Origin of the sequence: Ciceribacter lividus (genome assembly GCF_003337715.1) — a bacterium.
Taxonomy (GTDB): domain Bacteria; phylum Pseudomonadota; class Alphaproteobacteria; order Rhizobiales; family Rhizobiaceae; genus Allorhizobium; species Allorhizobium lividum.
In genome coordinates this window covers 77,146-100,868 of record NZ_QPIX01000005.1, presented here as the reverse complement: position 1 = coordinate 100,868, position 23,723 = coordinate 77,146, and the positions used below count along the sequence as shown (strand labels likewise).

Annotated in this window: 23 protein-coding genes and 1 tRNA gene; 4 read left to right on the top strand and 20 right to left on the bottom strand. The window is 64.1% G+C overall.

Annotated elements, in window-relative coordinates:
* Positions 1 to 150: 150 nt before the first annotated feature.
* The 3 genes from DFR48_RS10410 to DFR48_RS10400 form a co-directional block, all read right to left on the bottom strand.
* Positions 151 to 235, bottom strand: a tRNA-Leu gene (locus DFR48_RS10410).
* Positions 236 to 347: 112 nt separating this feature from the next.
* Positions 348 to 941, bottom strand: a complete 594-nt coding sequence (locus tag DFR48_RS10405) for a GDYXXLXY domain-containing protein (protein ID WP_114363092.1) — start codon at positions 939 to 941, stop codon at positions 348 to 350.
* Positions 938 to 2,041: a DUF2157 domain-containing protein gene (locus DFR48_RS10400; RefSeq protein ID WP_114363091.1), complete on the bottom strand. Its 1,104-nt coding sequence runs from the start codon at positions 2,039 to 2,041 to the stop codon at positions 938 to 940. The genes DFR48_RS10405 and DFR48_RS10400 overlap by 4 nt, the downstream gene beginning before the upstream one ends.
* Positions 2,042 to 2,642: 601 nt before the next feature.
* On the opposite strand from DFR48_RS10400, the gene DFR48_RS10395 reads away from it, so the two are divergent.
* From DFR48_RS10395 to trmFO, 3 genes are all read left to right on the top strand, one after another.
* The gene (locus DFR48_RS10395) at positions 2,643 to 2,789 is read left to right on the top strand and encodes a DUF1127 domain-containing protein (RefSeq protein ID WP_112688403.1); all 147 of its coding nucleotides are present in this window, start codon (positions 2,643 to 2,645) and stop codon (positions 2,787 to 2,789) included.
* A 272-nt stretch (positions 2,790 to 3,061) separates the two neighbouring features.
* The gene (locus DFR48_RS10390; protein ID WP_112688511.1) at positions 3,062 to 3,205 is read left to right on the top strand and encodes a DUF1127 domain-containing protein; all 144 of its coding nucleotides are present in this window, start codon (positions 3,062 to 3,064) and stop codon (positions 3,203 to 3,205) included.
* Between the two features lie 128 nt (positions 3,206 to 3,333).
* Positions 3,334 to 4,746, top strand: coding sequence for a methylenetetrahydrofolate--tRNA-(uracil(54)-C(5))-methyltransferase (FADH(2)-oxidizing) TrmFO (trmFO, locus tag DFR48_RS10385; RefSeq protein ID WP_114363090.1), 1,413 nt, complete (start codon positions 3,334 to 3,336; stop codon positions 4,744 to 4,746).
* A gap of 13 nt (positions 4,747 to 4,759) precedes the next feature.
* Here the strand turns inward: trmFO and DFR48_RS10380 are convergent, their stop codons facing one another.
* The 5 genes from DFR48_RS10380 to yajC form a co-directional block, all read right to left on the bottom strand.
* Positions 4,760 to 5,218 (bottom strand): hypothetical protein, encoded by a 459-nt coding sequence (locus DFR48_RS10380; protein ID WP_114363089.1) that lies wholly within the window; start codon positions 5,216 to 5,218, stop codon positions 4,760 to 4,762.
* A gap of 122 nt (positions 5,219 to 5,340) precedes the next feature.
* Entirely contained in the window at positions 5,341 to 6,183 is an 843-nt protein-coding gene (locus DFR48_RS10375) for a phytoene/squalene synthase family protein (RefSeq protein ID WP_114363088.1), read from the bottom strand.
* A gap of 25 nt (positions 6,184 to 6,208) precedes the next feature.
* The gene (locus DFR48_RS10370) at positions 6,209 to 6,577 is read right to left on the bottom strand and encodes an Mth938-like domain-containing protein (RefSeq protein ID WP_114363087.1); all 369 of its coding nucleotides are present in this window, start codon (positions 6,575 to 6,577) and stop codon (positions 6,209 to 6,211) included.
* 38 nt (positions 6,578 to 6,615) lie between these two features.
* Positions 6,616 to 9,177, bottom strand: coding sequence for a protein translocase subunit SecDF (gene secDF, locus DFR48_RS10365; RefSeq protein WP_114363086.1), 2,562 nt, complete (start codon positions 9,175 to 9,177; stop codon positions 6,616 to 6,618).
* Positions 9,178 to 9,240: 63 nt separating this feature from the next.
* A complete protein-coding gene (yajC, locus tag DFR48_RS10360) occupies positions 9,241 to 9,591 on the bottom strand; it encodes a preprotein translocase subunit YajC (RefSeq protein WP_112688415.1) in 351 nt (116 codons plus the stop codon).
* A gap of 216 nt (positions 9,592 to 9,807) precedes the next feature.
* On the opposite strand from yajC, the gene DFR48_RS10355 reads away from it, so the two are divergent.
* Positions 9,808 to 10,680: an ATP-binding protein gene (locus DFR48_RS10355; RefSeq protein WP_114363085.1), complete on the top strand. Its 873-nt coding sequence runs from the start codon at positions 9,808 to 9,810 to the stop codon at positions 10,678 to 10,680.
* A 60-nt stretch (positions 10,681 to 10,740) separates the two neighbouring features.
* Here DFR48_RS10355 and DFR48_RS10350 read toward each other — a convergent pair whose 3' ends face one another.
* The 12 genes from DFR48_RS10350 to DFR48_RS10295 all read right to left on the bottom strand — a co-directional run bounded on the left by DFR48_RS10350 (position 10,741) and on the right by DFR48_RS10295 (position 23,661).
* Complete coding sequence (locus DFR48_RS10350) at positions 10,741 to 12,270, bottom strand: LysM peptidoglycan-binding domain-containing M23 family metallopeptidase (protein WP_114363084.1); 1,530 nt, start codon at positions 12,268 to 12,270, stop codon at positions 10,741 to 10,743.
* 129 nt (positions 12,271 to 12,399) lie between these two features.
* Positions 12,400 to 13,041 carry a protein-L-isoaspartate(D-aspartate) O-methyltransferase gene (locus DFR48_RS10345; RefSeq protein ID WP_425359248.1) on the bottom strand — a complete coding sequence of 214 codons (642 nt, stop codon included), beginning with the start codon at positions 13,039 to 13,041 and terminating at the stop codon, positions 12,400 to 12,402.
* 8 nt (positions 13,042 to 13,049) lie between these two features.
* The gene (surE, locus tag DFR48_RS10340) at positions 13,050 to 13,826 is read right to left on the bottom strand and encodes a 5'/3'-nucleotidase SurE (RefSeq protein ID WP_114363082.1); all 777 of its coding nucleotides are present in this window, start codon (positions 13,824 to 13,826) and stop codon (positions 13,050 to 13,052) included.
* Positions 13,827 to 13,842: 16 nt separating this feature from the next.
* On the bottom strand, positions 13,843 to 15,126 hold the full coding sequence (gene serS / locus DFR48_RS10335) for a serine--tRNA ligase (RefSeq protein ID WP_114363081.1): 1,284 nt from the start codon (positions 15,124 to 15,126) through the stop codon (positions 13,843 to 13,845).
* A 105-nt stretch (positions 15,127 to 15,231) separates the two neighbouring features.
* Positions 15,232 to 16,050 (bottom strand): twin-arginine translocase subunit TatC, encoded by an 819-nt coding sequence (gene tatC, locus DFR48_RS10330; RefSeq protein WP_114363080.1) that lies wholly within the window; start codon positions 16,048 to 16,050, stop codon positions 15,232 to 15,234.
* Positions 16,047 to 16,664 carry a Sec-independent protein translocase protein TatB gene (tatB, locus tag DFR48_RS10325; protein WP_114363079.1) on the bottom strand — a complete coding sequence of 206 codons (618 nt, stop codon included), beginning with the start codon at positions 16,662 to 16,664 and terminating at the stop codon, positions 16,047 to 16,049. Before tatB ends, tatC begins: the two co-directional genes overlap by 4 nt.
* Positions 16,665 to 16,726: 62 nt before the next feature.
* Positions 16,727 to 16,921, bottom strand: coding sequence for a twin-arginine translocase TatA/TatE family subunit (locus DFR48_RS10320; RefSeq protein WP_112688429.1), 195 nt, complete (start codon positions 16,919 to 16,921; stop codon positions 16,727 to 16,729).
* A 41-nt stretch (positions 16,922 to 16,962) separates the two neighbouring features.
* A complete protein-coding gene (locus DFR48_RS10315; protein ID WP_114363078.1) occupies positions 16,963 to 18,066 on the bottom strand; it encodes an ABC transporter ATP-binding protein in 1,104 nt (367 codons plus the stop codon).
* 94 nt (positions 18,067 to 18,160) lie between these two features.
* Positions 18,161 to 18,880 carry an SMC-Scp complex subunit ScpB gene (scpB, locus tag DFR48_RS10310; RefSeq protein ID WP_114363295.1) on the bottom strand — a complete coding sequence of 240 codons (720 nt, stop codon included), beginning with the start codon at positions 18,878 to 18,880 and terminating at the stop codon, positions 18,161 to 18,163.
* A gap of 8 nt (positions 18,881 to 18,888) precedes the next feature.
* Positions 18,889 to 19,761: a segregation and condensation protein A gene (locus DFR48_RS10305; protein WP_114363077.1), complete on the bottom strand. Its 873-nt coding sequence runs from the start codon at positions 19,759 to 19,761 to the stop codon at positions 18,889 to 18,891.
* Positions 19,758 to 20,774, bottom strand: a complete 1,017-nt coding sequence (gene nagZ / locus DFR48_RS10300; RefSeq protein WP_114363076.1) for a beta-N-acetylhexosaminidase — start codon at positions 20,772 to 20,774, stop codon at positions 19,758 to 19,760. Before nagZ ends, DFR48_RS10305 begins: the two co-directional genes overlap by 4 nt.
* Before the next feature lie 118 nt (positions 20,775 to 20,892).
* Positions 20,893 to 23,661 (bottom strand): SPOR domain-containing protein, encoded by a 2,769-nt coding sequence (locus DFR48_RS10295; protein ID WP_114363075.1) that lies wholly within the window; start codon positions 23,659 to 23,661, stop codon positions 20,893 to 20,895.
* Positions 23,662 to 23,723 lie beyond the last annotated feature (62 nt).

Sequence of the window (23,723 nt, the reverse complement as noted above, 5' to 3'; positions counted from 1 at the left end):
CAGCCGGTGGTTTTCATTGAGCACGACGCCGGAATTCTTCTTTCCCGGGCGTGGCTGGTACGCAATCTTCAAGCATTTTGCCAGGCAAAATGGCGCAAGGGGTGACAGGAACGGCTGTTTTGCCCCTCCCGGCAGCCCGCGCGGCGATCCTGGTGCGGGTAGAGAGACTTGAACTCCCACGCCTTGCGGCACCAGAACCTAAATCTGGCGTGTCTACCAATTCCACCATACCCGCGCCCAAAAGAACCGCATGCTGCCTTCGCGCATGGCCCCTCCGGAGCGCGCGTCTCTATATCACCCGTTTCCGTCCGCGCAAAGGAAAAATGACGGCCGAGCTCGGGCCCGGCTCAGTAGAGCGGCTCCTCGTAGGCAGGCACGCCACGCACCCTGAGTTCGCGAATCTGCGCCTGCCCGCCGGCCCCGACACGGGCCGCGACGGACACCTCGTCGTCGTTACGCGCATCCTCGATCGGCCTGCCCTCGCCCTCCGGCACGTAATAGCGCTCGATGCCGTAGTCGACGGAGATCTCGCCCCCGTCGTCGGCCGGCGTCGTATAAAGACGGAAACGCTGCGTGCGCAGAACCACCGAGCCCTCCGCCGGCGGAAGATCGCCGAAAGCGGCCTCGGCGACCGTCCAGTAGCCGTCCGGCCCCGGTCTCAGCCGCACGTTCATCCGCGTCCAGCTTCCGGGCGCCGGCCAGTCGCCCTTGACGAGGGAGACGGGAATCCGGGACACCTCGTAAGACAGCACGACATAGTCTCCACGCAGAAGATCACGCGGATCGACCGGCACCGTCTTCAGCACGATCTCCGCGCCGGAGCGCAGGATCGCTGCCCGATGCTCAACCATGTAGAGCAGAACGGCTGTGAAAAGGGCCGATACGCCTGCCGCGACGAGGAGATGGTAGCGTCCGCCTGCGGTTCCGGTTGCGGTGGTCATCGGCCGGCCTCCTCGGCTCTGCGGGCAAAGAGCTTTTCCATGCGGACGACGACGAAGGCGAGCACTGCCACCACCAAGCCGGAAAGCAGGAAGAAGCCGGAGGTGCCGAGCATGGAATCGATCGTCACGAACGAGAGATAAAGCACCTCGCCGGCGAAGACCGTATAGGCAAGGTAACGTACCGCGCCGTTGTCGCGCCCGGCGAGCGCCAGGGCGAGCAGCACGAAGGCGATCGTCGCTGCCGCGAGCACGGCAAGTCTGCCCCCGGCATCATATTCGAAATGAAGCGCAAGAAGGCCGAGCACCGCCAGCGCGCACGCATAGAAGGCGGGTGCCGCCCCCGCCCGGCGGGCGATCGCCTCCAGGGGCGAGCCCTTTACCGTCAGCGCCACGAAGGAGAGCGTTCCGACGAGTGCATAGACGACGGCCGGCCAGACCTCCTCGCTCAACCCGTAGAGCCAGCCGAGCCAGGCAAGACCGAGCAGGTAGGCGAAATGACGGGCACGCTCCGCGCCGGTGCGATAGATCAGGGCCAGTACCACGAGGGCGCAGGCGATCGGCGACCAGCCGTAAAGCCAGTCCCACTGCCAGTCGAACTGGTCGACCATGGCAAAAGAGACGGCGAAGGCGAGAAATCCGGCAGCGACCGTCACGGCTTCGGAGCGGAAGAGCACAGCCGAGGCCACTGCACCCGCGAACCAGAGCAGCATGGCATCCACCGTGTCGCCCGAGAGATGGTAGAGTTGTCCGATCAGCGCGATGGCGCCGCCGAAGCACATCGTGCCGAGCACCAGGGCTGCCCCGCCGAGGCGATCCGCACCGCGGGCGAAGGCCACACCCGCCGACAGATGAAAGATCCAGATCAGCGCGACAACCGAGATTACCTTTGCACCGCGGGGAATCTCCTCCCAGTTCGCTGCAATCAGCAACAGGATCGACGCCGAGATCAGCAGCGCCGCCAGCATGGTCAGCACGCCGCCGACGCTGAAGGTCGATCGCCGCTGGTCATACTCGGCGAGCATCGCGTCGGCGGCAGGACGGGCCACCATCCCTTTCTCGACCCACAGATCGAAGTCGCGCTTCAGCCTTCCGCGATACATCATCTTCCCCTGAGATCCCCGGCCAGCTGCGGTGCCTTGCCGCATACCGCCGCGTCGCATTTTGTGGCACTGTGATTTGCGAGAATGGAAATGACAATGCCCTTTCGCGGGTCTTTCGCAACACCCTCGCCGGCCATGCGAAGATTGCATGGCTTCCATGATGATATTGCACTGCACAAAGCGAAGTCGACGTACTATATTTGAACCATAGAGATCGCGCCTGAGGCGCTCGCAGCGACCAGGGATCTCGACGAAATTCGGTGCTACACACTCCTCCTCCCAGTGTCGCACCGATAGGACTGGCAGCACTCCTCCTCCCAGTTGCCAGTCACCCAAAATGACGCTCACCGGACCTCCTCCCCCGGTGAGCGTTATTTTTTTGTCCGCTTCCCTTCGGCGAAGTGCTTTCTGCCCACGTTCCCTTCCCCCGTGATGCAAAAATAGACAATTAACGATCACTTAACGGCAAGATCATGCATTTGATGCATAGGTGGCATACAAACTTGGCTCTACATGATTTTGCGGCGCAACATATATTGAGCTCATGAAATCGAAAGCGGCGCCGAGGACGGCCGCCGCCGCAAGTCCAAGGAGACCAATCATGAACTTTGCTCGCTCGCTCAGCAACTGGCGCAAGTACCGTCAGACCATCAACGAACTCGGCCGCATGTCGGACCGCGAACTGCGCGACCTCGGTATCGGCCGCGAAGACATCCGTCGCGTTGCCCGCGACGCCATCGCCGGCTGATTTACAGCCTCTTCCGATTTGGAAGACCTGAAAGGCCTCCCCTCGCGGGAGGCTTTTTTTGTGCCCACCGGTCGGCGGAGTGACCATCGCCGGCCAGCTTTGCTGCCGATTTTCTGAGCCTGGCCTAAATTTTCGTCATGCTTTGCACATTTGCATAGCAGTCGCTCATTATTTGCACTGCACAATATTGTTTTACAGGCGTATAAAAGGCTCAATCGCTGATGCGGAGAGGCCGCACGAACAGCGAAACCAAGATTCTCGAGGAAACGACCATGAACCCGATCCGCTATGCCAAGAACTGGATGAGCTACCGCCGCACGATCTCCGAGCTCGGCAACCTGTCCAACCAGGCGCTCTCCGACATCGGCATCACCCGCTACGATATCCGCAACATCGCGGCACGCTCCTTTCGCTAAGCACTGATGCCGGTCGCTCCGCAGCCGCGGGGCGCCATGAAATGAAGAAGACGCCGAACGGCACCGCACGGTGCCGTTTTTGATTCGGGGCGATTGGAACCGCCGGCGCCGCGTGATAAGCAGCCCGCATGACGAAGACAGAGACCCTTTCCCCCATCCACATCGTCGGCGGCGGCCTTGCCGGCTCGGAAGCGGCCTGGCAGGCGGCGCAGGCCGGTGTACCGGTCATCCTCCACGAGATGCGCGGCGTGCGCGGCACCGATGCCCACAAGACCGACGGACTTGCCGAGCTCGTCTGCTCGAACTCCTTCCGGTCCGACGACGCGACGTCCAATGCGGTCGGTGTCATCCATGCCGAGATGCGTCTCGCGGGATCACTGATCATGGCTGCGGCCGACCGGAACCAGGTCCCGGCCGGCGGAGCGCTCGCCGTCGACCGCGAGGGCTTTTCCGCCGCCGTCAGTGCCGCGATCGAAAGCCATCCGTTGATCACCGTGATTCGCGAAGAGATCGCCGGAGTTCCGCCGGAGGAATGGGGCTCGACGATCGTTGCGACCGGCCCGCTCACCTCGCCCGCGCTCGCCGAAGCGATCCGCCTCGAGACCGGTGCCGATGCGCTCGCCTTCTTCGACGCCATCGCACCGATCGTCCATCGCGATTCGATCGACATGAATGTCTGCTGGTACCAGTCGCGCTACGACAAGGTCGGACCCGGCGGAACCGGCAAGGACTACATCAACTGCCCGCTGGACGAAGCGCAGTACAACGCTTTCGTCGATGCGCTGATCGCCGGCGATACCGTCGGCTTCAAGGAATGGGAGGGCACCCCCTATTTCGACGGCTGCCTGCCGATCGAGGTCATGGCGGAACGCGGCCGCGAGACGCTGCGGCACGGGCCGATGAAGCCGATGGGCCTCACCAACGCCCACAACCCGACCGTCAAGCCCTACGCCGTGGTCCAGCTTCGCCAGGACAATGCGCTCGGCACGCTGTACAACATGGTCGGCTTCCAGACGAAGCTGCGCTACGGGGCGCAGGCGGAGATCTTCCGGATGATTCCGGGCCTCGAGAACGCGGAATTCGCCCGCCTTGGTGGCCTGCACCGCAACACCTACATCAACTCGCCGGTCCTGCTCGACGAGACCCTGCAGCTCAAGAGCCGCCACGGCCTGCGCTTCGCCGGACAGATCACCGGCTGCGAAGGTTACGTCGAGAGTGCGTCGATTGGCCTGCTTGCCGGCCGCTTCGCTGCCGCGGAACGGAAGGGGGAGCCGGTCCGCCTGCCTCCGGCTACGACAGCCATGGGTTCGCTCCTCAACCACATCACCGGTGGCCATATCGTCACCGACGAGGAACCCGGAAAGCGGTCCTTCCAGCCGATGAACATCAACTTCGGACTGTTTCCGGAGCTGGAACCCGGTGCGATCACCAAGCCCGAAGGCGTCAAGCGTTTCCGTGGCAAAGACAAGACGATCATGAAACGCCAACTGATCGCCGCTCGAGCACTCGCCGATTGCAGGCGTTGGCTCGAAGGCGCGTGAGGACGGTTCTTCGTCAGCCTTTGGCGAACGGCTCGTCTGCGTCCGGCCGGTCGTTTGCGCTGATGTAGTTGCCGAGCAGCCAGAGCGATACCTCGGCCGCCTCGGCAGGCGAAGTGAAAACGAAGTCGCCGTTGTGGAACGGCGTATCCAGAAACTCGACCGACAGTCCCCGGCCATTCGGGAGATCACGCACCCTCACGGTTCCCGGCTCGATCAGGTGACATGCAAAATGGCTGCGCATGTTGCGCATGAAGCCGGTCTTGTTGTCGTGCAGACGAACGAAGACGGCCTTGCCGTCAGCCGTCGCACGCAGGTTGCGGATCGCTTCGTTGGGAAAGGCGCGGCCGAACTGCAGGATGGCCAGCCCGGTATCATGAGACTCTTCGGTCGTCGACCGACGCGCCATACGCGTCGCGCCGATGGCGAAAAGGGCGAGCAGTCCAAAGATCACCATCCACGTGACAAGCGTCACATCTGCCTCCCTCTCGTTCCTCCGCTCGCTTCACCGATGATGCGAACGGTTCCGGCACCCTCCGCGCGACGTCGCGACCGGAATGGCTCTAGCAGCCGAGGCTTGCGCGAATTTGGCCGGCTTCAGACCCGCCGCCGGAACATCGCCCGCATGAGTAGCAATTGCCGTCGCCATTGCGCCGCCCGTATTTCTTCCTCGAAGACGCGTGCAGGCTTCTTTACGGCCCGATCGAGCACGTCGCCCACCAGCGCCACCGGCAGATAGGCCGGCATGATCGTCGCGGGCAGTACGCCGGCACTGCGCGCCTTTGCGAGATGCTCGCGCCCCAGTCCGGCAAACGCTTCGACGGCGGCGGATATCCGCGTACGATCCTCGCCCGCGAGGAAGCCCTCGCGATCCAGGCCAACCGCCTTCAATATCTCCAAGGGAATGTAGAGCTGGCCGCGCGCCCTGGCCCGCGGCAAAAGCAGGATCGAACCCGCGACCGCCTGTGCGACGCCGGCATGGCCGGCACGTTCGGCGCATTTCGCCGCCTCGTCCGGGGCGACTATCAGGCCTGCGAGCTGTATGAGAGCGGAGGCCGTATCACCGGCATAGCCCTCGAACATGCCGCGGCTCTCCATCGGATCGTCGTAGAGGTCGAAAACGCGGGCGTCGAACATCCGCAGCAGCGCCTCGGCGGGGAGGTCATAACGCCGGATGGTTTCGACGAGCAGCGCCCCGAGCGGATTGGCCGCCGTCTCGCCGTGTTCCACGCCGGAAACGAGATCGCGCCAGTATTGCAGCCTGACCTCGCCCGACATCGGCTCGCGCACGGCATCGCGGATACGGGCGATCTCGGCGTTGAAGCCATAGAGAGCGACCAGCCCGGCGCGCTTGTCGACCGGTGACAGCAAGGCCGCAAGGTAGCGGTCACGATCGGTATCACGCAGCCCGGCAAGGCAGATGGCTTCGTTGTCCAGCATCGCCTTTTCCAAAAAAGACCTCGCCTCAGACCGCAATCAGCGCGGCTGCCACGGCACGCTGTTCGGCAAGCATGATATTGTAGGTGCGAACCGCCGCGCCCGTGCCCATCGGGTCGCTCGCAATACCCCGCTCACGGAGCGCCGCCTTGAGGTCGGCAGGGATCGGACGGAGGTCCTTCCCGGTTCCGAGGAGCAAAACCTCGATACCGCTCGCCTCCTCCAGCACACGCCGGAAGGCGTCGACGGAAAGCGGATCGCCTTCCGCCATCTCCCAGCCATATATGCCGGAGGGCAGCAGAAGCAACGAGCCGCGATGCGACATGTCGGCGAAGCGAAAGCCTCCGTTACCGTAGGCGTCGATCGGCGCACGGCCCGGAAAATGAGCCTCGCGCATCACTATTCCCCGGTTGCCCGGCGCCTCCGCCACGACGATCAGGCTCCAGCCTTGCCGGACGGCAACGCCTCGCCTTCGGAGGCCTTTTCCTCCTGCTGGAAGCTCTCCGGACGCAGCTTGAAGGCAATCAGCACTGGCGCAGCCATATAGATCGACGAGAAGGTGCCGATCAGCACGCCGAACAGCATGGCGAGCGTGAAGGAGGCAATCACCTCGCCGCCGAAGAGGTAGAGCGCCAGAAGTGCGATCAAGGTCGTCGACGCCGTCAGAACCGTACGCGACAGCGTCTGGTTGATCGACGCGTCGATCAGGACGTCGAGCGGCATCTTCTTGTAGCGCCTCAGGTTCTCGCGCATGCGGTCGTAGACCACGACCGTATCGTTCAGCGAGTAGCCGATGATCGTCAGGATCGCCGCGATACTGGTGAGGTTGAATTCGATGCCGGTGAAGACAAAGAGCCCGAGGGTGAGGATCACGTCGTGCAGGGTCGCAATGATCGCGCCTGCCGCAAACTGCCATTCGAAGCGGAACCAGATGTAGATCAGGATGAGCAGGAGCGACACGCCGACGCCGATCGTGGCATTCGCCGTCAGGTCGCTCGAAACGGCGGGCCCGACCACTTCCACACGGCGGAATTCGTATTGGTCCTGAAGCTCCTGACGCACGAGCGAGATCGCCGACTGTTCGGCGTTTTCGCCCCCCTCCTGCGACTGCAGACGAACGAGTACGCTCGACGGATCGCCAAACCCTTGTGCCTGGATTTCCCCGAGGTTCAGTTCGCTCAGCCGTTCGCGGATGTCGCCAATGTCGGCCGCCCCTTGCCGCGCCTTGAGCTCGATCAGTGATCCACCCTTGAAGTCGATGCCGAGGTTGAGGCCGACGAAAACGAAGCCGGCAAGCGAGATCACGATCAGCGCGCCGGCCGTGGCAAAGGTGAACTTGCGGATTGCCATGAAGCGGATGTTCTGCGTGTCGAACATCCCCGTGCGAATGCTCTTCGGCAGGTGCTTCGGCCGACGCCAGCGGAACCACATGGCCATCAGCCACTGGGTCATCGTGAAGGCGGTGAAGACGGTGGTGACGATACCGACGGCAAGCGTGACCGCGAAGCCGCGAACCGGGCCGGAACCGAGGAAGAACAGAACGACAGCGGCGATGAGGGTCGTCAGGTTGGCGTCGACGATGGTCGCGAAGGCCTTCTTGAAGCCAACGTCAATCGCCTGCGCCAGCGAACGGCCGTTCTTCACCTCTTCGCGGATGCGCTCGTAGACGAGCACGTTCGAGTCGACGGCCATCCCCATCGTCAGAACGATACCGGCGATGCCAGGCAGCGTGAGCGTCGAGCCGAGTGTCGTCAGGGCAGCGAAGATCATCGTGATATTGGCGGTGAGTGCGACATTCGCCATCACGCCGAACGTGCCGTAGAAGGCGATCATGAACAGGACGACGGCAATCGCGCCGATCACCGACGCGGTCAGGCCGGCGCTGATCGAGTCCGCACCGAGGCCGGGACCGACGGTGCGTTCTTCGACGACCGTCAGGGTCGCAGGCAGCGCACCAGCGCGCAGCAGCACGGCAAGGTCGTTTGCGCCTTCGACCGAGAAGCCGCCGGAGATCTGTCCGGAACCACCGACGATCGGCTCACGGATGACCGGCGCGGAAATCACCTGATCGTCGAGAACGATCGCGAAGGGACGGCCGACATTCTGTTGCGTCGCCTGCGCAAAACGCTGCGCGCCCTTGCTGTCGAAACGGAAGGAAACGACCGGCTCGTTGGTCTGCTGGTTGAAGGTCGCCTGCGCGTCGACGAGGTTTTCGCCGGAGACCAGTGCCCTCTTCTCGACGAGATAAGGCACGGCCGGATCGTCCATGGAATAGAGGACCTCGGAGGAGGCCGGCGGGCGACCATTGATCGCCTCTTCGACCGGCATGCTCATGTCAACCATGTGGAAGGTGAGCTTGGCGGTCTGGTTGAGAAGCGATTTGAGCCGCTGCGGATCGGTGAGCCCCGGAACCTGGACGATGATGCGATCCTCACCCTGGCGCTGGATCAGCGGTTCGGTGGTTCCGAGTTCGTCCACACGACGTCGGACAACTTCGATCGACTGGGTGAGCGCCGAGGAGGTGCGATAGTTGATGCCGGCGTCGGTGAGATCGAAGCGCAGAAGACCGCCCTCGCCTTCCGTCATCGTGATTTCCTGCACGGTGCCTCCGGTCAGTCCACCGACACTGACCACCTGGGTCAGCGGCGCGAGCGCTTCCTTGGCGGCCTCGACCTTGTCCGCGTCGGTAATGCGCACCTGGATCTGCTGCCCGACACCGGAGAGACCGGTATAGCGGATGCCCGCCTCACGCAGGTTGTTGCGGATATCGCCGACAGTCGTCTCCAGCCGTTCCTTGATGATGTCGGCCTTCTCGATCTTCAGCATGATGTGCGAGCCACCCTGAAGGTCGAGACCAAGCGTCACCTTCTTCGAAGGAAGCCACGACGGGAAGGACGCGAGTTGCCCATTGCTGAAGAAGTTGGGCATGGCGATCACCACGCTCACCGCAACGGTGAGCCAGATCAGGATCGTCTTCCAGCGGGAGATATACAGCATGAAACTCTCGAAATCAGGTTATGACAACCGGTGACCGTGCCTCTCGAGGCGCCGCACCAACAATCAGGATGCTGCGTCGGCCTTGACCGGCTCGCCCTTCACGCGGACTTCCGCGACGTAGGCGCGCAGGACGCGGACCTTCACACCGTCGCCGATCTCGACATCCAGTTCCTTGTCGTCAACGACCTTGGCGACCTTGCCGACGATGCCGCCGCCGAGCACGACCTGGTCGCCACGACGGATGGAGGAAAGGGTTTCCTCGCGCTTCTTCATCTGCTGGCGCTGCGGCCGGATCAAAAAGAAGTACCAGACGACCATCAGCGGGGCGAAAAGGAAGAGCATTTCGAGACCGGAGCCGAAGCCGGTTGCGCCCTGGGCTGCTGCGTCCTGCGCGAATGCCTGCGTAATGAACATGGAAAAGAACTCCCTAGACAACAAGGCTTGCCGGCAGCCGCTGCTGCCGCTTCAGGTCGCCGGAATATAGTGGCGAGCCAAGCGATTGCAACAGAAACGGCGGCCGTGCGTACCGATTCAAGGCGTCTTACCCTTTCGTGCCGCAAAAGGCCATGCTACCGCCCGGAAAAAGCGGACAAAGCCGCAGAGCTTCTTCACTTGCGCGAGGAAACATTCATGGCCGAGGAACTCAACCGCCTGATCCTGAACGAGCTGCGCCGGCTGACGGTCGCCGTGGAACGTCTGGCAGGCCCCGCCCCTGCCGAGAACGACTGGGAATCCGCCGATTGCTTCGTCTGGGTGCCGCCGCGCAGCCACCTTCAGCCGGTCGCGCGCCCGAACCGGGTAGCCCTGTCGCTGATCCGCGGCGTCGATCACGTCCGCGACATCCTGCATGAGAACACGCTGCGCTTCGCAGAAGGCTTTCCGGCCAACAACGTCCTGCTCTGGGGCGCGCGCGGCATGGGCAAGTCGTCGCTGGTCAAGGCCGTCCACGCCGATGTAAAGGAGACGACCGGTATTTCGCTGAAGCTCGTCGAGGTGCACCGTGAGGATATTTCCTCGCTGCCCGTCCTCCTCGACATGATGAAGGCGTCGCCCCACCGGGTGATCGTTTTCTGCGACGACCTTTCCTTCGATCACGACGACACCGCCTACAAGTCGCTGAAGGCGGCGCTCGATGGCGGTATCGAAGGCCGCCCCGACAACGTACTCTTCTACGCCACATCCAACCGTCGCCACCTGCTGCCGCGTCACATGATGGAGAACGAGCAGTCGACCGCGATCAATCCCTCGGAAGCGGTTGAGGAAAAGGTTTCGCTCTCCGACCGCTTCGGCCTCTGGCTCGGCTTCCACAAATGCAGCCAGGACGACTATCTGACGATGATCGACGGATACGCAGAACATTTCCGCCTGCCGCTCGACCGCGAAACGCTGCATGCCGAGGCGCTCGAATGGGCAACCACCCGCGGCGGCCGCTCCGGCCGCGTGGCCTGGCAATACATCCAGGACCTCGCGGGGCGCCTGCGCATCACCATGGACCGCGGCTGACAAAAACGAAAAAAGGTCCGGGAGGCCGGACCTTTTCTAAGCTCTCCTGGTGCGCAATACCTATTCCAGGAAAGTCATCGGGTTGACCGGGGTTGCATCTTTGCGGACCTCGAAGTGGAGCAACGGGCGCTTGGCGCTGCCGCTCATCCCGGACGTGGCAAGCTGCTGGCCGCGCTGAACCTTCTGGCCGCGCTGGACCTTCAACGTATCGGCATGGCCGTAGACGGTGACCGTGCCGTCATCGTGGCGGACGAGCACCGTGTTACCGAGTTCCTTGAGGCCATTGCCGGCATAGATGACCACGCCGTTTTCTGCGGCCTTGACCGGCGTGCCGGCGGGAACGGAGATATCGATGCCGTCATTGCGCTTGCCTTCGACGTTCGCGCCGTAGCCTGCGACGACCGCGCCCGTAACCGGCCAGCGATATTTGCCGATGCCGGTGGTTTCCGGAGCATCCTCCTTGGTCGTCGCCGAGGCGACGTCGCCAACCGTCTGGGTGGCTGCGGGCGGCTGGTAGGCGGCCGGCGTCGCCTTCTTCCCAGCGGTCGACGGGATCGAGGCGGTCTTCAGAGTCGCATCGGACGGCTTGGCGGCGGCGACCTTCATCGAAGCCGGCGCGCTGCCAGCCGAGGGGATCTTCAGCGCCTGGCCGATCCGGATATTGGTCGAGGAAAGACCGTTCGCAGCCTTGAGGGCGTCGATCGGCGTGCCGGTCGCCTTGGCGATCTTGGTCAGCGTATCGCCCGGCTTCACGACGTAGGTTCCGCCCTCGCCGGCGCCAGCGACGCTCTTGCCGGTGGCACCTGCGGATTGCGCCTGCGATTTGTCGCGGTTGCCCTGCGTGTTCGGCAGCACCGCGACCTTCTGCTCCTGCTGAGGCAGTCGGGTCGGAATATTGCCCTTTTCCGGCAATGCGGCGACGTCCGCAGCAGCGCGAGCCGCGTTGCCACCGAGGCGCGGGATGATCATCAGCTGCCCGGGGGCAGCATCGGAGGCCTGACTGAGGCCGTTCGCCTTCAGGATCGCCGCTTCGGATACGCCGAAGCGTTTCGAGAGCGTAGCGACCGTTTCCCCAGGCCGAAGGGTGACGCGGGACTCGCTTGCCGTCGCCCAGTTGCCTGCCGGCGGATTGCTGCCGGTGGTCAGATCGTCATTCACCGCTTTCTGCGCCGGCTTCTGCGCGGAGGGGAACGGCTGCGCCATCGCCTGCTGCCGGCCGGCATCCGCCGTCGGCGCCGCGAGCTCGGCTCTCTGCACCGCGACGGGCGAACTTGCCATGCGGGCGACCGAGCCGGAGGCGGCAGGCTGCGCCGGATAGGGCTGGCTCAGCGCCTGCTGACGGGTGCTGTAGTCCTGCGAATAGGACGGCTGCGCGCCCGCAATGTCGGCGCTCGGCGTTGGATGGCCATCGATACCGACACCGCCGTCGCCCCGCTGCGGGATTGACGCGGTGGTCATCGTGTCCTGGGAAAAGATGGAACTGAAGCGGGTCGCGTCGGAACTGCATCCGGCAGCGACACTCGCCAACAGCATCGCACCTGCGATCCGGACGATAGGCAGTTCGGCTTTCAGCGACGAATTCTCACGCATAACTCGACCCACAAAATACTCAACTGGATGTGGGATGATTAAAGCGCGTTAGTGTTACCGCCCGGTTAACTGGCGGGAATCGCAGTGAACTATTTGGCAACGGCACCCTTTCGAGTGCGCGGACGTCCCTCAGAGATAGGAGGCGACCTTGGGCACGAGCGGCAGGTAGGGCACCTGGAAAAGGTCCTCGCGCTCGAAGCGACTGCCGGTCTTCGTGAGCCGCACCATCATGCAGGTGTCCTCCGACACCATCAGCGGGGCCAGGAAGATGCCGCCCGAAACCAGTTGCTCCGCGTAGAAGCGCGGCATGGCCGGAAACGCTGCAGTGGAAAGGATGCGATCGAAGGTCCCCTCGCCCGGAAGCCCGTTGCTGCCGTCGGCCTGACGCAGGACGACGTTGCGGATACCGAGCTTTTCGAGCCGGCGTTGCGCGTCGCCGACTAACGTCTTGTAGCGGTCGATTGAGACGACACGCTCGGTGAGCCTGCCGAGCACCGCCGCCATGAAGCCGCTACCGGTGCCGATGTCCAACACCCGCTGTCCCGGCTTCACGTTGAGACGATCGAGGAGGCGCAAAGCGAGATCTGCCCCTTCCATGAACGCCCCGCACTCGATCGGAATGGTGCGGCTCGAATAGGCCTGATCGGCGAACTGCGGCGGCACGAACGCCGAACGCGGGGTCTGTTCGACAGCGGTCAGAAGGTCGAGATCGGAAATTCCTTCGGCGCGCAGGCGCAGAACCAGCGCGGCAAAGCCTTCCTTTTCGACCATCGCCGACTTCAATCGTTCACCCCGTATCCAAGAGCCTGTGCCAGACGATCCTGGGCACTATAGTCGGTGAGGTCGAGCTTGAGCGGCGTGACCGAAATCTTGTTGCTCTTGACCGCATGGATGTCCGTGCCTTCACGAAAGTGCCCCTGGCGCTCGCCGAAGCGCAGCCAGTAATACGGAAAGCCACGACCATCCGACCGCTGTTCGACCGTCAACCCGAAGTCCAGCTTGCCCTGCGCCGTGACGGCAATCCCCTGCACGTCCTTCGGCGCGCAGTTCGGGAAGTTGACGTTGATCAGCGTGTCCGCGGTCATCTCCACCGTCATCAGCCTGCGAATGAGATCGGGCGCGAGCGTTTCAGCGGTTTCCCAGGGAATGTAGCGCGGCCCTTCGGCCGTATAGGTGTAGCTCTGGCTGAGGGCGATCGAACGTACGCCCTGCAAGGTTCCCTCGATGGCCCCGGCAACGGTGCCGGAGTAGGTCACATCGTCGGCAAGGTTCGACCCGGCATTGACGCCCGAGAGCACCAGATCCGGCTTGCGATCAAGTATCTCGCGGATGCCCATGATCACGCAGTCGGTCGGCGTGCCGCGCAGCGCGTAATGCTTGTCGGAGACCTTGCGCAGGCGCAACGGCTCGGAGAGCGTCAGCGAATGCGCAAGACCGCTCTGGTCGGTCTCCGGCGCGACGATCCAGACATCGTCGGAAAGCGCGCGAGCGATACGCTCCAGAACCGCCAGCCCTTCGGCGTGGATGCCGTCGTCATTGGTGAGCAGAATGCGCATCCGTGCCTCGTTCCGGTCAGGCGGCCTTCTCGATCCGCTTCAGCCCGCCCATGTAGGGCAGCAGGGCATCCGGGATCGTGATCGAACCGTCCTCGTTCAGATAGTTCTCCATCACCGCGATCAGGCAGCGCCCGACGGCGACCCCGGAGCCGTTCAGCGTATGGACGAAGGTCGTCCCCTTGTCGTCCTTGCCGCGGTAGCGGGCGTTCATCCGGCGGCCCTGGAAGTCGCCGCAGACCGAGCAGGACGAGATTTCGCGATAGGTGTTCTGGCCGGGCAGCCAGACTTCGATGTCGTACGTCTTGCGTGCACCGAAGCCCATATCGCCGCTGCAAAGCGTCATCGTGCGGAAGTGCAGCCCCAGCCGCTTCAGCACCTCTTCGGCGCAGGCCGTCATGCGCTCATGCTCGGCAATCGAGCTTTCCGCGTCGGTGATCGAGACGAGCTCGCATTTCCAGAACTGGTGCTGGCGCAGCATGCCGCGCGTGTCGCGACCGGCAGAGCCTGCTTCCGAGCGGAAGGACGGGGTGAGCGCGGTGAAGCGCAGCGGCAGCTTTTCCTGCTCGAGGATTTCGCCCGAAACCAGGTTTGTGAGCGTAACCTCGGCAGTCGGGATCAGCCAGCGGCCGTCGGTGGTCTTGAAAAGGTCTTCGGCGAACTTCGGAAGCTGGCCCGTACCGTACATCGCCTCGTCGCGCACCATCAGCGGCGAGGAGACCTCCGTATAGCCGTGCTCGGTGGTGTGGAGATCGAGCATGAACTGACCGAGCGCTCGCTCGAGCTTCGCGAGCTGACCGGTCAGGACCGTGAAGCGCGCGCCCGAAAGCTTGGCGGCGCGCTCGAAATCCATGTAGCCCAGCGCTTCGCCGATCTCGTAATGCTCTTTCGCGGCATGGTTCCAGCCGGGCTTCTCGCCGACGACACGCTTCACCACGTTGTCGTGTTCGTCCTTGCCGACGGGCACGTCGTCGAGCGGAATGTTCGGGATGCGCGACAGGGCGTCGGAGAGTTCGGCAGAGACCTGTCGCTCCGCCTCCTCGGCAGCCGGCATGGCATCCTTCAGATGCGCCACTTCCGCCTTCAGCTTGTCTGCAAGCTCCATGTTCTTCTGTGCCATCGCAGCGCCGATCTCCTTGGAGGCGGCATTGCGTCGCGACTGCATGTCCTGCAGGCTCTGGATGACGGCACGACGCTTCTCGTCGAGCGCAATCAGGCTGGCTGCCTGCGGCTCCGCACTGCGCTTTGCCAGCGCCACGTCGAGAGCCTCGGCGTTTTCACGTATCCATTTGATATCAAGCATTGTCGTTCCAGATCGTGTTGTCGTGGTCGTCGGACGGAAACAGTGCGGCGCCGAAGCCGGACGCCGTTTGTCACAGGCCGGACGCAGCCGCGCCTGGGCCCGGGCTCAAACCTCGCCGGCGCCCGCGGATTCGTCCGCCTCGACCAAAGCCGCAGCGGCGCGCTTGCGCTCCACGAGTCGCGCTGCATAGATCGCTACCTCGTAGAGAAGGATCGTGGGCAGTGCAAGACCGATCTGGGAGACCGGGTCAGGTGGGGTCAGAACCGCGGCGATCACGAAGGCGACGACGATGAAATACTTGCGCTTTCCGGCAAGCCATGCGCTTTCGAGCAGGCCGACCCGGGCAAGCAGGGTCGTTACCACCGGCAGCTGGAAAACGAGTCCGAAGGAGAAGACGAGCGTCATGATGAGGCTCAGATACTCCGACACTTTCGGCATCAGCGAGATCGCGATGCCGTTCTGGTCCGGCGCCTGCTGCATCGCAAGGAAGAACCACATCACCATCGGCGTGAAAAAGAAATAGACGAGCGCGCCGCCGACAAGAAAGAGGATCGGCGAGGCGATCAGGAACGGCAGGAAGGCCTGACGCTCGTTCTTGTAGAGACCGGGCGCGACGAACTTGTAGAGCTGCGCGGCGATTACCGGAAAGGCGATGACCAGCGCGCCGAACATGGAGACCTTCACCTGCGTGAAGAAGAACTCCTGAGGCGCCGTATAGATGAGCTCAGCCTTCGAGACGTCGAGGCCGGCCCAGATCACCGCCCATTTGTAAGGAACCACCAGAAGATTGAAGAGGTCCTTGGCGAAGGCGAAGCAGCCGATGAAGGCGGCGAAGAACGCGACGAGCGACCAGATCAGGCGCGTGCGCAGTTCAATGAGATGTTCGACGAGCGGCTGCGGCTTGTCCTTGAGATCGCCGCTCATTGGCTATCCTCTTTCTTGGCTGTGCGCGGCTTGCGGGCGGCGGGCTTCGCCGCCGTTTCGGCTTTCTTCGCCGGTGCGGCCCGCTTGGGCGCCGCCTTTGTGGCAGGCGCGGCAGCCGCTTGCTCGGCCTTGGGCTTGGCGACCCTCTTCGCGGCCGGCTTTGCCTTCTCCGGTTCCGCGGCAGCAGCCACCGGCGCGGAAAGCTCCGGCGGGACACCGGTCAACGGCGCGGCCATTGGCGGCGCCACAGGCGCGACGGTACCTTCGCTTGCGGTAGCCTCTGACGACGCTTCCGCCGGCTTCACATCCGGTGTGGTCGCCTTCTGCAACTCGCTCCTGATTTCGTTGCCGGCCTGCCGTAGCGGGTTGACGGCATCGCGGAGCGCATTTGCCGGGTTGAGGCTTCGGACATCGTTCACCGTTTGCCGCAACTCGTCGAGTTCGGCCTCACGCAATGCCTCGTCGAACTGCGCCCGGAACTCGCCTGCGGTCTTGCGCAACCGGGCAGTCATTTTCCCAAACGCCCTGATCATCGGCGGCAGGTCCTTCGGACCGACCACGACAATCAGGATCACGGCAATGACCAACAGCTCGGTCCAGCCAATATCCAGCATAAATCAGGCTCCTGAAGCCACCGACCCTTGGAAGGACCGCATGCACCCGGCCGGGAACGGCCTTACTTCGTTTCGTCGGCCTTGTGCTCCACGGTCTTGCTCGGTGGTTCCGGGGTATCGTCGTCGGACATGCCCTTCTTGAAGCTCTTTATGCCCTTGGCGACATCGCCCATCAGTTCCGGAATCTTGCCGCGACCAAACAAGAGCAGCACGATCGCCAGAACGATCAGCCAATGCCACATGCTAAAAGAACCCATTACAAACTCCCTCGGTTTTGCGTACCATCGATGTAAGACGTTTACGCGTCTTTTTCAAACACCAAAATGTCTTGCGCGTCGACCCTGAGGGTCACATCCTTGAGGTCAGGCGCCAGAAGATCGGCCCGGACGCGCGCGCGTACCGGCTGCTCCCGTCCGGGAATAGCAAGCGTCAGCATCTCGACCACGCCCAAGAACCTGCGCGACACGATGCGGGCCGGGATCGGACCGCCTTCCGCCAGCACATGCACGCCAGAAAGACGCACCGCGACGGACACTTCGCGCCCCTCCGGGATCGTGCCCGCAGAAGCGACGCCGAGCGGCGTTTCCACCCCGCCGCCCCTGACGACGCCCGAGAACTCGTTGATCTCCGAAAAGAAGGCGGCGGCGAACAGGTCTTTCGGCCGGCGGTAGAGGTCGTCCGATGTGCCGACCTGGACCAGCTTCCCGTCGCGCAGAAGCGCAATCCGGTCGGCCATGCGCATCGCCTCCTCGGCGTCGTGGGTAACAACGACGGCAGTCGCCCTCGTCTCCCGCAGGATCGCCAGCGTGTCGGCACGGATCTGGTCCTTCAGGCGGGAATCGAGCCCGGAAAACGGCTCGTCCATCAGGAGCACGCCCGGCCGTGGCGCCAGAGCCCGGGCGAGCGCCACGCGCTGCTGCTCCCCGCCGGAAAGGACGTGCGGATACTTGTCCGCGTAATGGGCGAGGCCGACGCGCTCGAGCGCGAGCATGGCCTCGGCCCTCGCCTCGCCGGCGGGAAGCGCAGTGAGGCCGAAGCGGACGTTGTCGATCACGCTCATGTGGGGAAAGAGCGCGAAGTCCTGGAACATGAGACCAATGCCGCGCTGCTCCGGCGGCACGAAACCGGACGGCCCCGCCACCTCGCGCTCGTTGAGGAGTAACCGGCCGGAGGTCTGGACCTCGATGCCTGCGGCTATCCGCAGCAAGGTCGTCTTGCCCGATCCGGACGGACCGAGCAGACAGAGCACCTCGCCCGCCTCGGCGGTGAGTGTCACACCACGAATGGTTTCCTTGCCGTGATAGCTGTGACGGATGTCCTCGAAGCTCAGGCGGGCCGCAAAGGTCACACCGGCCGTGCGCCTGGCGTTTCCTCGCGGTGCGATTGCCGTACTCGAATTCATTCCACCGTCCGAGCGGCTGCGCTCTCTTGGGGTACGGCGGCCTTGCGGCGACCCGCAGACCCGGACGCAACCTGTTGCAGTTCAAAACATGAACCTATTCGTCCGGTTCACCACCCGGAGTCAAGAGGCCGAGTTCCTCGAGATCGAGCTGGGTGATCGGATCTTCGTCCTCGGTCAGGTCGTCGCCGATCGTCGGAATGGCGATATTGAAGTTGGCCGGTATGCGACCGGAAAGGAGACCCGCCCCCTTCAGCTCCTCGAGACCGGGCAGGTCGCGCAGCTCTTCCAGACCGAAATGATCGAGGAAATCACGCGTGGTACCGAGCGTCACCGGCCGCCCCGGCGAACGTCGCCGGCCACGGAAGCGCACCCAGCCGGCCTCCATCAGCACGTCGAGGGTCCCCTTCGAGGTCTGGACGCCACGGATTTCCTCGATCTCGGCGCGCGTCACCGGCTGGTGATAGGCGATGATTGCAAGGACTTCGAGTGCCGCGCGGGAAAGTTTCTTCGCCTCGCTCTCCTCTTTGCGGATGACGAAGGAGATATCAGCCGCGGTGCGGAAAGCCCAATGGTCGCCGATCTGCACGAGGTTCACGCCACGGCCGGCATATTCGACCTTCAGCGTCTGCATCAGCACCGTCACGTCGATGCCGCGCGGCAGACGCTCCGCCAGAAATTTCTCCGAGACGGGTTCGGCGGACGCGAACACCAGTGCTTCGGCGATCCTCAGGGCCTCCCGCTCGGCGCGGTCGCGTTCGGGCGTGAATTCCTCGTCGTCGCCGAGATCCAACCGCTCCTCCTGCAAGACCTCCACCATCGCGCTCACTCCGAGGATGCGAGTTCGGCGGCCCGCGGGCCGCCGCGCATGTAGATCGGCGCGAAGGCGCCCTCCTGGCGGATTTCGAGGCGCCCTTCGCGTACGAGCTCCAGCGAGGCCGCAAAGGCGCTCGCAATCGCCGTCACCCGCTCCTCGGGAGTCGTCGCATAGCGCAAGAGGTATTGGTCAAGTGTCGTCCAGTCGCCGATCTCACCAATCATTCGCGTCAATATGGCCCGGGCATCGGCGAGCGACCAGACGCGCCGCCGTTCGATCGTCACCTGGGTGATCGACTGGCGCTGGCGCAACGCCGCATAAGCGGTCAGCAGATCGTAGAGCGTCGCTTCATAAGCGGACTCGACGCGCGTCGGCACGTGTTCGGGCGCACCGCGGGCATAGACATCGCGGCCGAGGCGGTTGCGGTTGATGAGGCGCGTCGCCGCTTCGCGCATCGCCTCCAGCCTCTTGAGGCGAAAGGCAAGGGTTGCGGCCATCTCCTCGCCCGAAGGGCCGTCGTCCTTCGCCTGCTGCGGGATCAGGAGGCGGGATTTGAGGTAGGCGAGCCAGGCCGCCATCACCAGATAATCGGCGGCGAGCTCGATGCGGATGCGCCGGGCGGTCTCGATGAACTCCAGATATTGTTCGGCAAGCGCCAGCACGGAGATCCGCGAGAGGTCGACCTTCTGGTTGCGGGCGAGATAGAGCAACAGGTCGAGCGGTCCTTCGAAGCCCTGCACGTCGATGACGAGCGCCGGTTCGCCGGTTAGCCTTTCGGCGTCGGTTTCCTGCCAGAGCTTGTCCATCGGCGTGGCGGCGGACACCCCCTGCCCTCCGGTTCTCTGGCGGTCGGCCGGGGCCTGTCCGGGGCGGCCATTCATGCCGACGCCCTCAGGCTCTCAAATTCTTCACGAAGTGCGAACTCGTCCGCCTCTCCCACGGATGTCAGCGCTGCTTCGACAGCCGCCGCCCGTTCGCGGGACCGGCCGGCAAGCGGCGGCACCTGCGCGGCCACCGCCCTCATTTCCTCCATCACGCCGTTGCAATGAAGCACGATGTCTCCGCCGCCTGCGACGATCGCCGCCGCGCGTTCGCCGAGCGTGCCCTTCAGCGCATTCATGGAGCTGTCGTCGGAGATCAGCAGGCCATCGAAGCCGATCGTCCCGCGGATGATCTCGTCGATCACCTTCCTCGACGTCGAGGCCGGACGATCGGGATCGACCGCCGTGTAGACCACATGAGCGCTCATCGCCATCAGTTCGTTGCGGAGCCGCTTGAACGGCGCGAAATCATGGGCTTCCAGCTCGGAAAGAGGCGTCGTCACCACCGGCAGTTCATGGTGGGAGTCTGCCATACCGCGACCATGGCCGGGAACATGCTTCATTACGGGCAGGACGCCGCCGGACTTGAGCCCTGCCGCGGCCGCCTCGCCCATTTCCCCGACAGTGACCGGATCGGTGCCGTAAGCGCGATCGCCGATGACGTTGCTTGCCCCCGCAACCGGCACGTCGAGCACCGGCAGGCAATCGACGTTGATGCCGAGCTTCAGGAGGTCGAAGGCGTGGAGGCGCGACATCAACCAGGCGGCACGCAGCCCCTGGCCACGGTCGCGGCGGTAGATGTCGCCGAGCACGGCTGCGGAAGGATAACGCGGCGCGATCGGTTCGCGGATGCGCTGGACGCGCCCCCCCTCCTGGTCGATCAGCACGGGCGCATTGCGCCCGCCGACGGTCTCACGCATCTCGGCGACGAGATCACGGATCTGCGACGGTTCAGAGAGGTTGCGGGCGAAGACGATGAAGCCCCAGGGCTGTTCGTCCCGGTAGAAGGCCTTCTCGTCGGCCGTCAGCTTGAGGCTGCTGCAGCCCAGGATCATCGCTTTCATCGTGCTCATGGCCGAATCATAAGAGGCGCAAGTGAAAAGCCGAAGCGCCGAGCTAGGTCATGCACAGGAAAAATGGCGGAAACACGGGGTTTCCGCCATCCCATGATGGATTTCGCGGCTTTCGACCTTACTTCGCGACGAGGCAGGTGCCGCCGGCTGCCCGATAGCGTTCGCAAAGGGCGACGGCTTCGTCCTTGCTGCCACCGACGATCCGGAGCCGATAATAGGTTCCCTTGCCGGCAATCTCCGCCTTCTTGATCTCGTATGCGCGTCCACCGATCACGTTCCCGAACTTCGCCGAGAGATTCTTGTAGGATTTCTGCGCATCCGCTTCCGAAGGCAGCGAGGCGATCTGGATCACATAGCTTCCGGCCGGCACCGAGGAAGAAGCCGTCTCCGTCTCAACCGGCTTGACATTGCCCCGTTCGGTGACCGTGCTGACGATATTGACCGGCTGTTCGGCCGGGCGTGCCGTCGGCACCGGGGCGGATACCGCCGGAGCGGCAGCCGTTTCCACACGTGCCGGCTCGGCGGGGACCGCCGCGGTTTCGGCCGCTGGCGTGGTGGCGCCGGCGTTTGCCGGCTGCGCGGTGGCCGGCGCCGCGGGTTCGGCAACCGTCTGCGGGCTTGCGGTGTCCGTGGGCGTGGCCGGCGCGGCCGATGCCTGTTCTGCCGGTGCCGTGGTCGGCGGAGCAAGCGCCGGAGCAACCGGTGCCGACGGAGCCGCAGCTTCCGTCGTCGGTTGTTCGACTTCCTGCGCCACCAGCGTTCCATCCGGACGGACGATCATCGTGCGCACCTTGCGCGGTGCGATCGTCACGGGATCGCTGGTGCTGCCTGCGGCCTGCTGGTTCGCGGGCTGGTCGCTCGGCAGCAGTCGCGGATCCTCCGTCTCGCCGACCGGCGTCGGCATGGCATCGGGCTCGTTCTCGCCTTCGAGCGGCAAGGTCTCGGGTATCAGCGTCTTCTGGACGACGTCGACCGGCTCCTCGCTGGACGAAATCAGGCTCGGCTGCTTGGGATCTTCGACGGCCGCGCCGGCGACACGGTCGTAGACCGCCTTGTCCTGGTTCGGCACCGTCTTGCCGCCCTTGTCCTCGGGCACGACCTTGACCGGCTCCTTGTCGGCGACGATCACCACCGGCTCGCCCGAGCCGAGAACCACCGAATCCGAACCGGTCATCCAGGCATAGAGGCCACCGCCCGCCAGAAGCACCAGAACGCCGGCGGCAGAGGCCGCGAGAAGCCTGCCACGGGAAGGCCGAGGCTCGTCGTAGTCGATCTCCTCCGGCGACGGCTGAAGCGGAATGCGATTGACCGCGCCGGCGAAACCCTTGTCGCCCTCATAGGAGCGCTTCAAGTCCTGTTCGAGCGCCTTTTCGAACGCTTCGAAATCATCCGCAATCGCGGCGGGAGCGGCCGCTGTCGCAGCCGGGGCTGCAGCGGCCGGAGCCGGCTGTGCCGCAGGCGAGGCCGCCGCGGGAACCACGGCGTCGCTCAGAAGCGACGCCAGTTCGGTGTCTATGTCGAGATCGTAATCGTGGCGAGCAACCACCGGCTCCCTGGGTTCGTGAACCGGGATTTCCGGCACGTCCAGGGCCGCGATCGACTCGGGACTTTCGTCCTGCTCGGCAATTTCCGAGAGGTCGAAGGGCAATTCCTCATCTTCGTGGATCACCGGGGAGGCGAAGGCAGGAGCCGCGACTGATGCCGGCAGGGGCGCAGCAGCCGGAGCCGCGGTCGCCACAGATCTTGCGACTTCGACCGGCACGGATGGCGCTTTCGCAGCCACGGGCTCGTCGTGGAGGCTTTCCGCCTTGGCGACCTGCGCCGGTTCCGGATCAATCTCGAGGTCAGAGAAGTCGAGTTCGATGTCATCGAGATCGAGTTCGAAAGCGCCGTCCGCGAAGGGATCGAAGGCATCCTCGTCGATCGCCGCCGATTGCGCGCGAGCAGGCTCCGCCGGTGGGGCGGCCGGTTCGGCTACAGCCTCGGAGGCAGGCTCGAACCGATCCTCGTCGGCGGCGAGTTCGTCTGCGAAGGAGAAAGAGAAGTCGGGCTCAGTCCTGGTTGCCGGCCCTGCGGATACCGGAGTACTCTCCGGCATTGTCACAGCAGGCGCGCTGTAGCTCTCTGCGCCTGCGGAAAACACCTCGAAGTCGGGATCGGACGGATGCTGGGCCTCGCCCTCGACTGTCGCGCGCTCGATCGACTGCGATCCGGGTCCGGACATCCAGCTCGACGTTTCGACCGGACTGAGACGCGGCGCCTCTTCCACCTCTACCGTAGTCGGCTCCTCGCGCTCGGCCGTGAAGGCCGGCTCCAAGCGAGGGGCAGGCCGTTGCGCGACATGGAAGTTGGCAAGCGGCAGCTTCAGGCGAGGCTCGGCGTCAGCCCTCGGCCAAACCGGCTCGACAGGTCCGGCGGAGACCGCCATTTCGAGTTCATCGGCGAGATCGGAGGAAATCGTCTCCGCCGCTTCGGGCATGATGGCCTGCTCGGCGTTGAGGAAGGTTTCTTCGGCTTCCGCCAGCACGGCCTCGTTGGCGCCGGCCGTGTTCAGCTCCAGCTCCTCGCGCTCATCGATCGCGTCGAGGACGGGGACGGTTTCCACGATCTCGGGCGCGACATAGGCGGGCTCGCTCTCGGGGGCCGCGACTGGCTGGCCACGTTCGTAGTTCTCGAACTCTCGCAGCAGCTCGTCTTCCAGACTGCTCGGCTCCGCGACTGGCAGAACCGGAGCGACCGGGCTTTCGACCATCTGCGGTTCACGCGGTACGTCGCGAGCGGCGGGCGGCTCGAAGCCGACAATCCGGGCCAGCTCCGCCAACGGATCGTCGTCAGCGAAGTCTTCGCCGCCCAGGCGACTGTTGTATGCGGCTTGTTTCTGTACCATTACCTAGTTCCACTCACTAACGCGACTACACGCCATGCCAGTGCTTTGTGGGGAAATGGTGA

Bases quoted from the DNA above. Each gene is read 5' to 3' on its own strand.
- DFR48_RS10345 (WP_425359248.1), bottom strand. From the start codon at position 13,041: ATGGTCGAAAAGGAAGGCTTTGCCGCGCTGGTTCTGCGCCTGCGCGCC.
- DFR48_RS10350 (WP_114363084.1), bottom strand. From the start codon at position 12,270: ATGCGTGAGAATTCGTCGCTGAAAGCCGAACTGCCTATCGTCCGGATC.
- serS (WP_114363081.1), bottom strand. From the start codon at position 15,126: ATGCTTGATATCAAATGGATACGTGAAAACGCCGAGGCTCTCGACGTG.
- surE (WP_114363082.1), bottom strand. From the start codon at position 13,826: ATGCGCATTCTGCTCACCAATGACGACGGCATCCACGCCGAAGGGCTG.
- nagZ (WP_114363076.1), bottom strand. From the start codon at position 20,774: ATGAGCACGATGAAAGCGATGATCCTGGGCTGCAGCAGCCTCAAGCTG.
- yajC (WP_112688415.1), bottom strand. From the start codon at position 9,591: ATGTTCATTACGCAGGCATTCGCGCAGGACGCAGCAGCCCAGGGCGCA.
- DFR48_RS10375 (WP_114363088.1), bottom strand. From the start codon at position 6,183: ATGCTGGACAACGAAGCCATCTGCCTTGCCGGGCTGCGTGATACCGAT.
- DFR48_RS10395 (WP_112688403.1), top strand. From the start codon at position 2,643: ATGAACTTTGCTCGCTCGCTCAGCAACTGGCGCAAGTACCGTCAGACC.
- trmFO (WP_114363090.1), top strand. From the start codon at position 3,334: ATGACGAAGACAGAGACCCTTTCCCCCATCCACATCGTCGGCGGCGGC.
- DFR48_RS10305 (WP_114363077.1), bottom strand. From the start codon at position 19,761: ATGAATGGCCGCCCCGGACAGGCCCCGGCCGACCGCCAGAGAACCGGA.
- DFR48_RS10370 (WP_114363087.1), bottom strand. From the start codon at position 6,577: ATGCGCGAGGCTCATTTTCCGGGCCGTGCGCCGATCGACGCCTACGGT.
- DFR48_RS10320 (WP_112688429.1), bottom strand. From the start codon at position 16,921: ATGGGTTCTTTTAGCATGTGGCATTGGCTGATCGTTCTGGCGATCGTG.
- DFR48_RS10405 (WP_114363092.1), bottom strand. From the start codon at position 941: ATGACCACCGCAACCGGAACCGCAGGCGGACGCTACCATCTCCTCGTC.
- DFR48_RS10355 (WP_114363085.1), top strand. From the start codon at position 9,808: ATGGCCGAGGAACTCAACCGCCTGATCCTGAACGAGCTGCGCCGGCTG.
- DFR48_RS10390 (WP_112688511.1), top strand. From the start codon at position 3,062: ATGAACCCGATCCGCTATGCCAAGAACTGGATGAGCTACCGCCGCACG.
- secDF (WP_114363086.1), bottom strand. From the start codon at position 9,177: ATGCTGTATATCTCCCGCTGGAAGACGATCCTGATCTGGCTCACCGTT.
- DFR48_RS10400 (WP_114363091.1), bottom strand. From the start codon at position 2,041: ATGTATCGCGGAAGGCTGAAGCGCGACTTCGATCTGTGGGTCGAGAAA.
- tatB (WP_114363079.1), bottom strand. From the start codon at position 16,664: ATGCTGGATATTGGCTGGACCGAGCTGTTGGTCATTGCCGTGATCCTG.
- DFR48_RS10315 (WP_114363078.1), bottom strand. From the start codon at position 18,066: ATGAATTCGAGTACGGCAATCGCACCGCGAGGAAACGCCAGGCGCACG.
- DFR48_RS10295 (WP_114363075.1), bottom strand. From the start codon at position 23,661: ATGGTACAGAAACAAGCCGCATACAACAGTCGCCTGGGCGGCGAAGAC.
- tatC (WP_114363080.1), bottom strand. From the start codon at position 16,050: ATGAGCGGCGATCTCAAGGACAAGCCGCAGCCGCTCGTCGAACATCTC.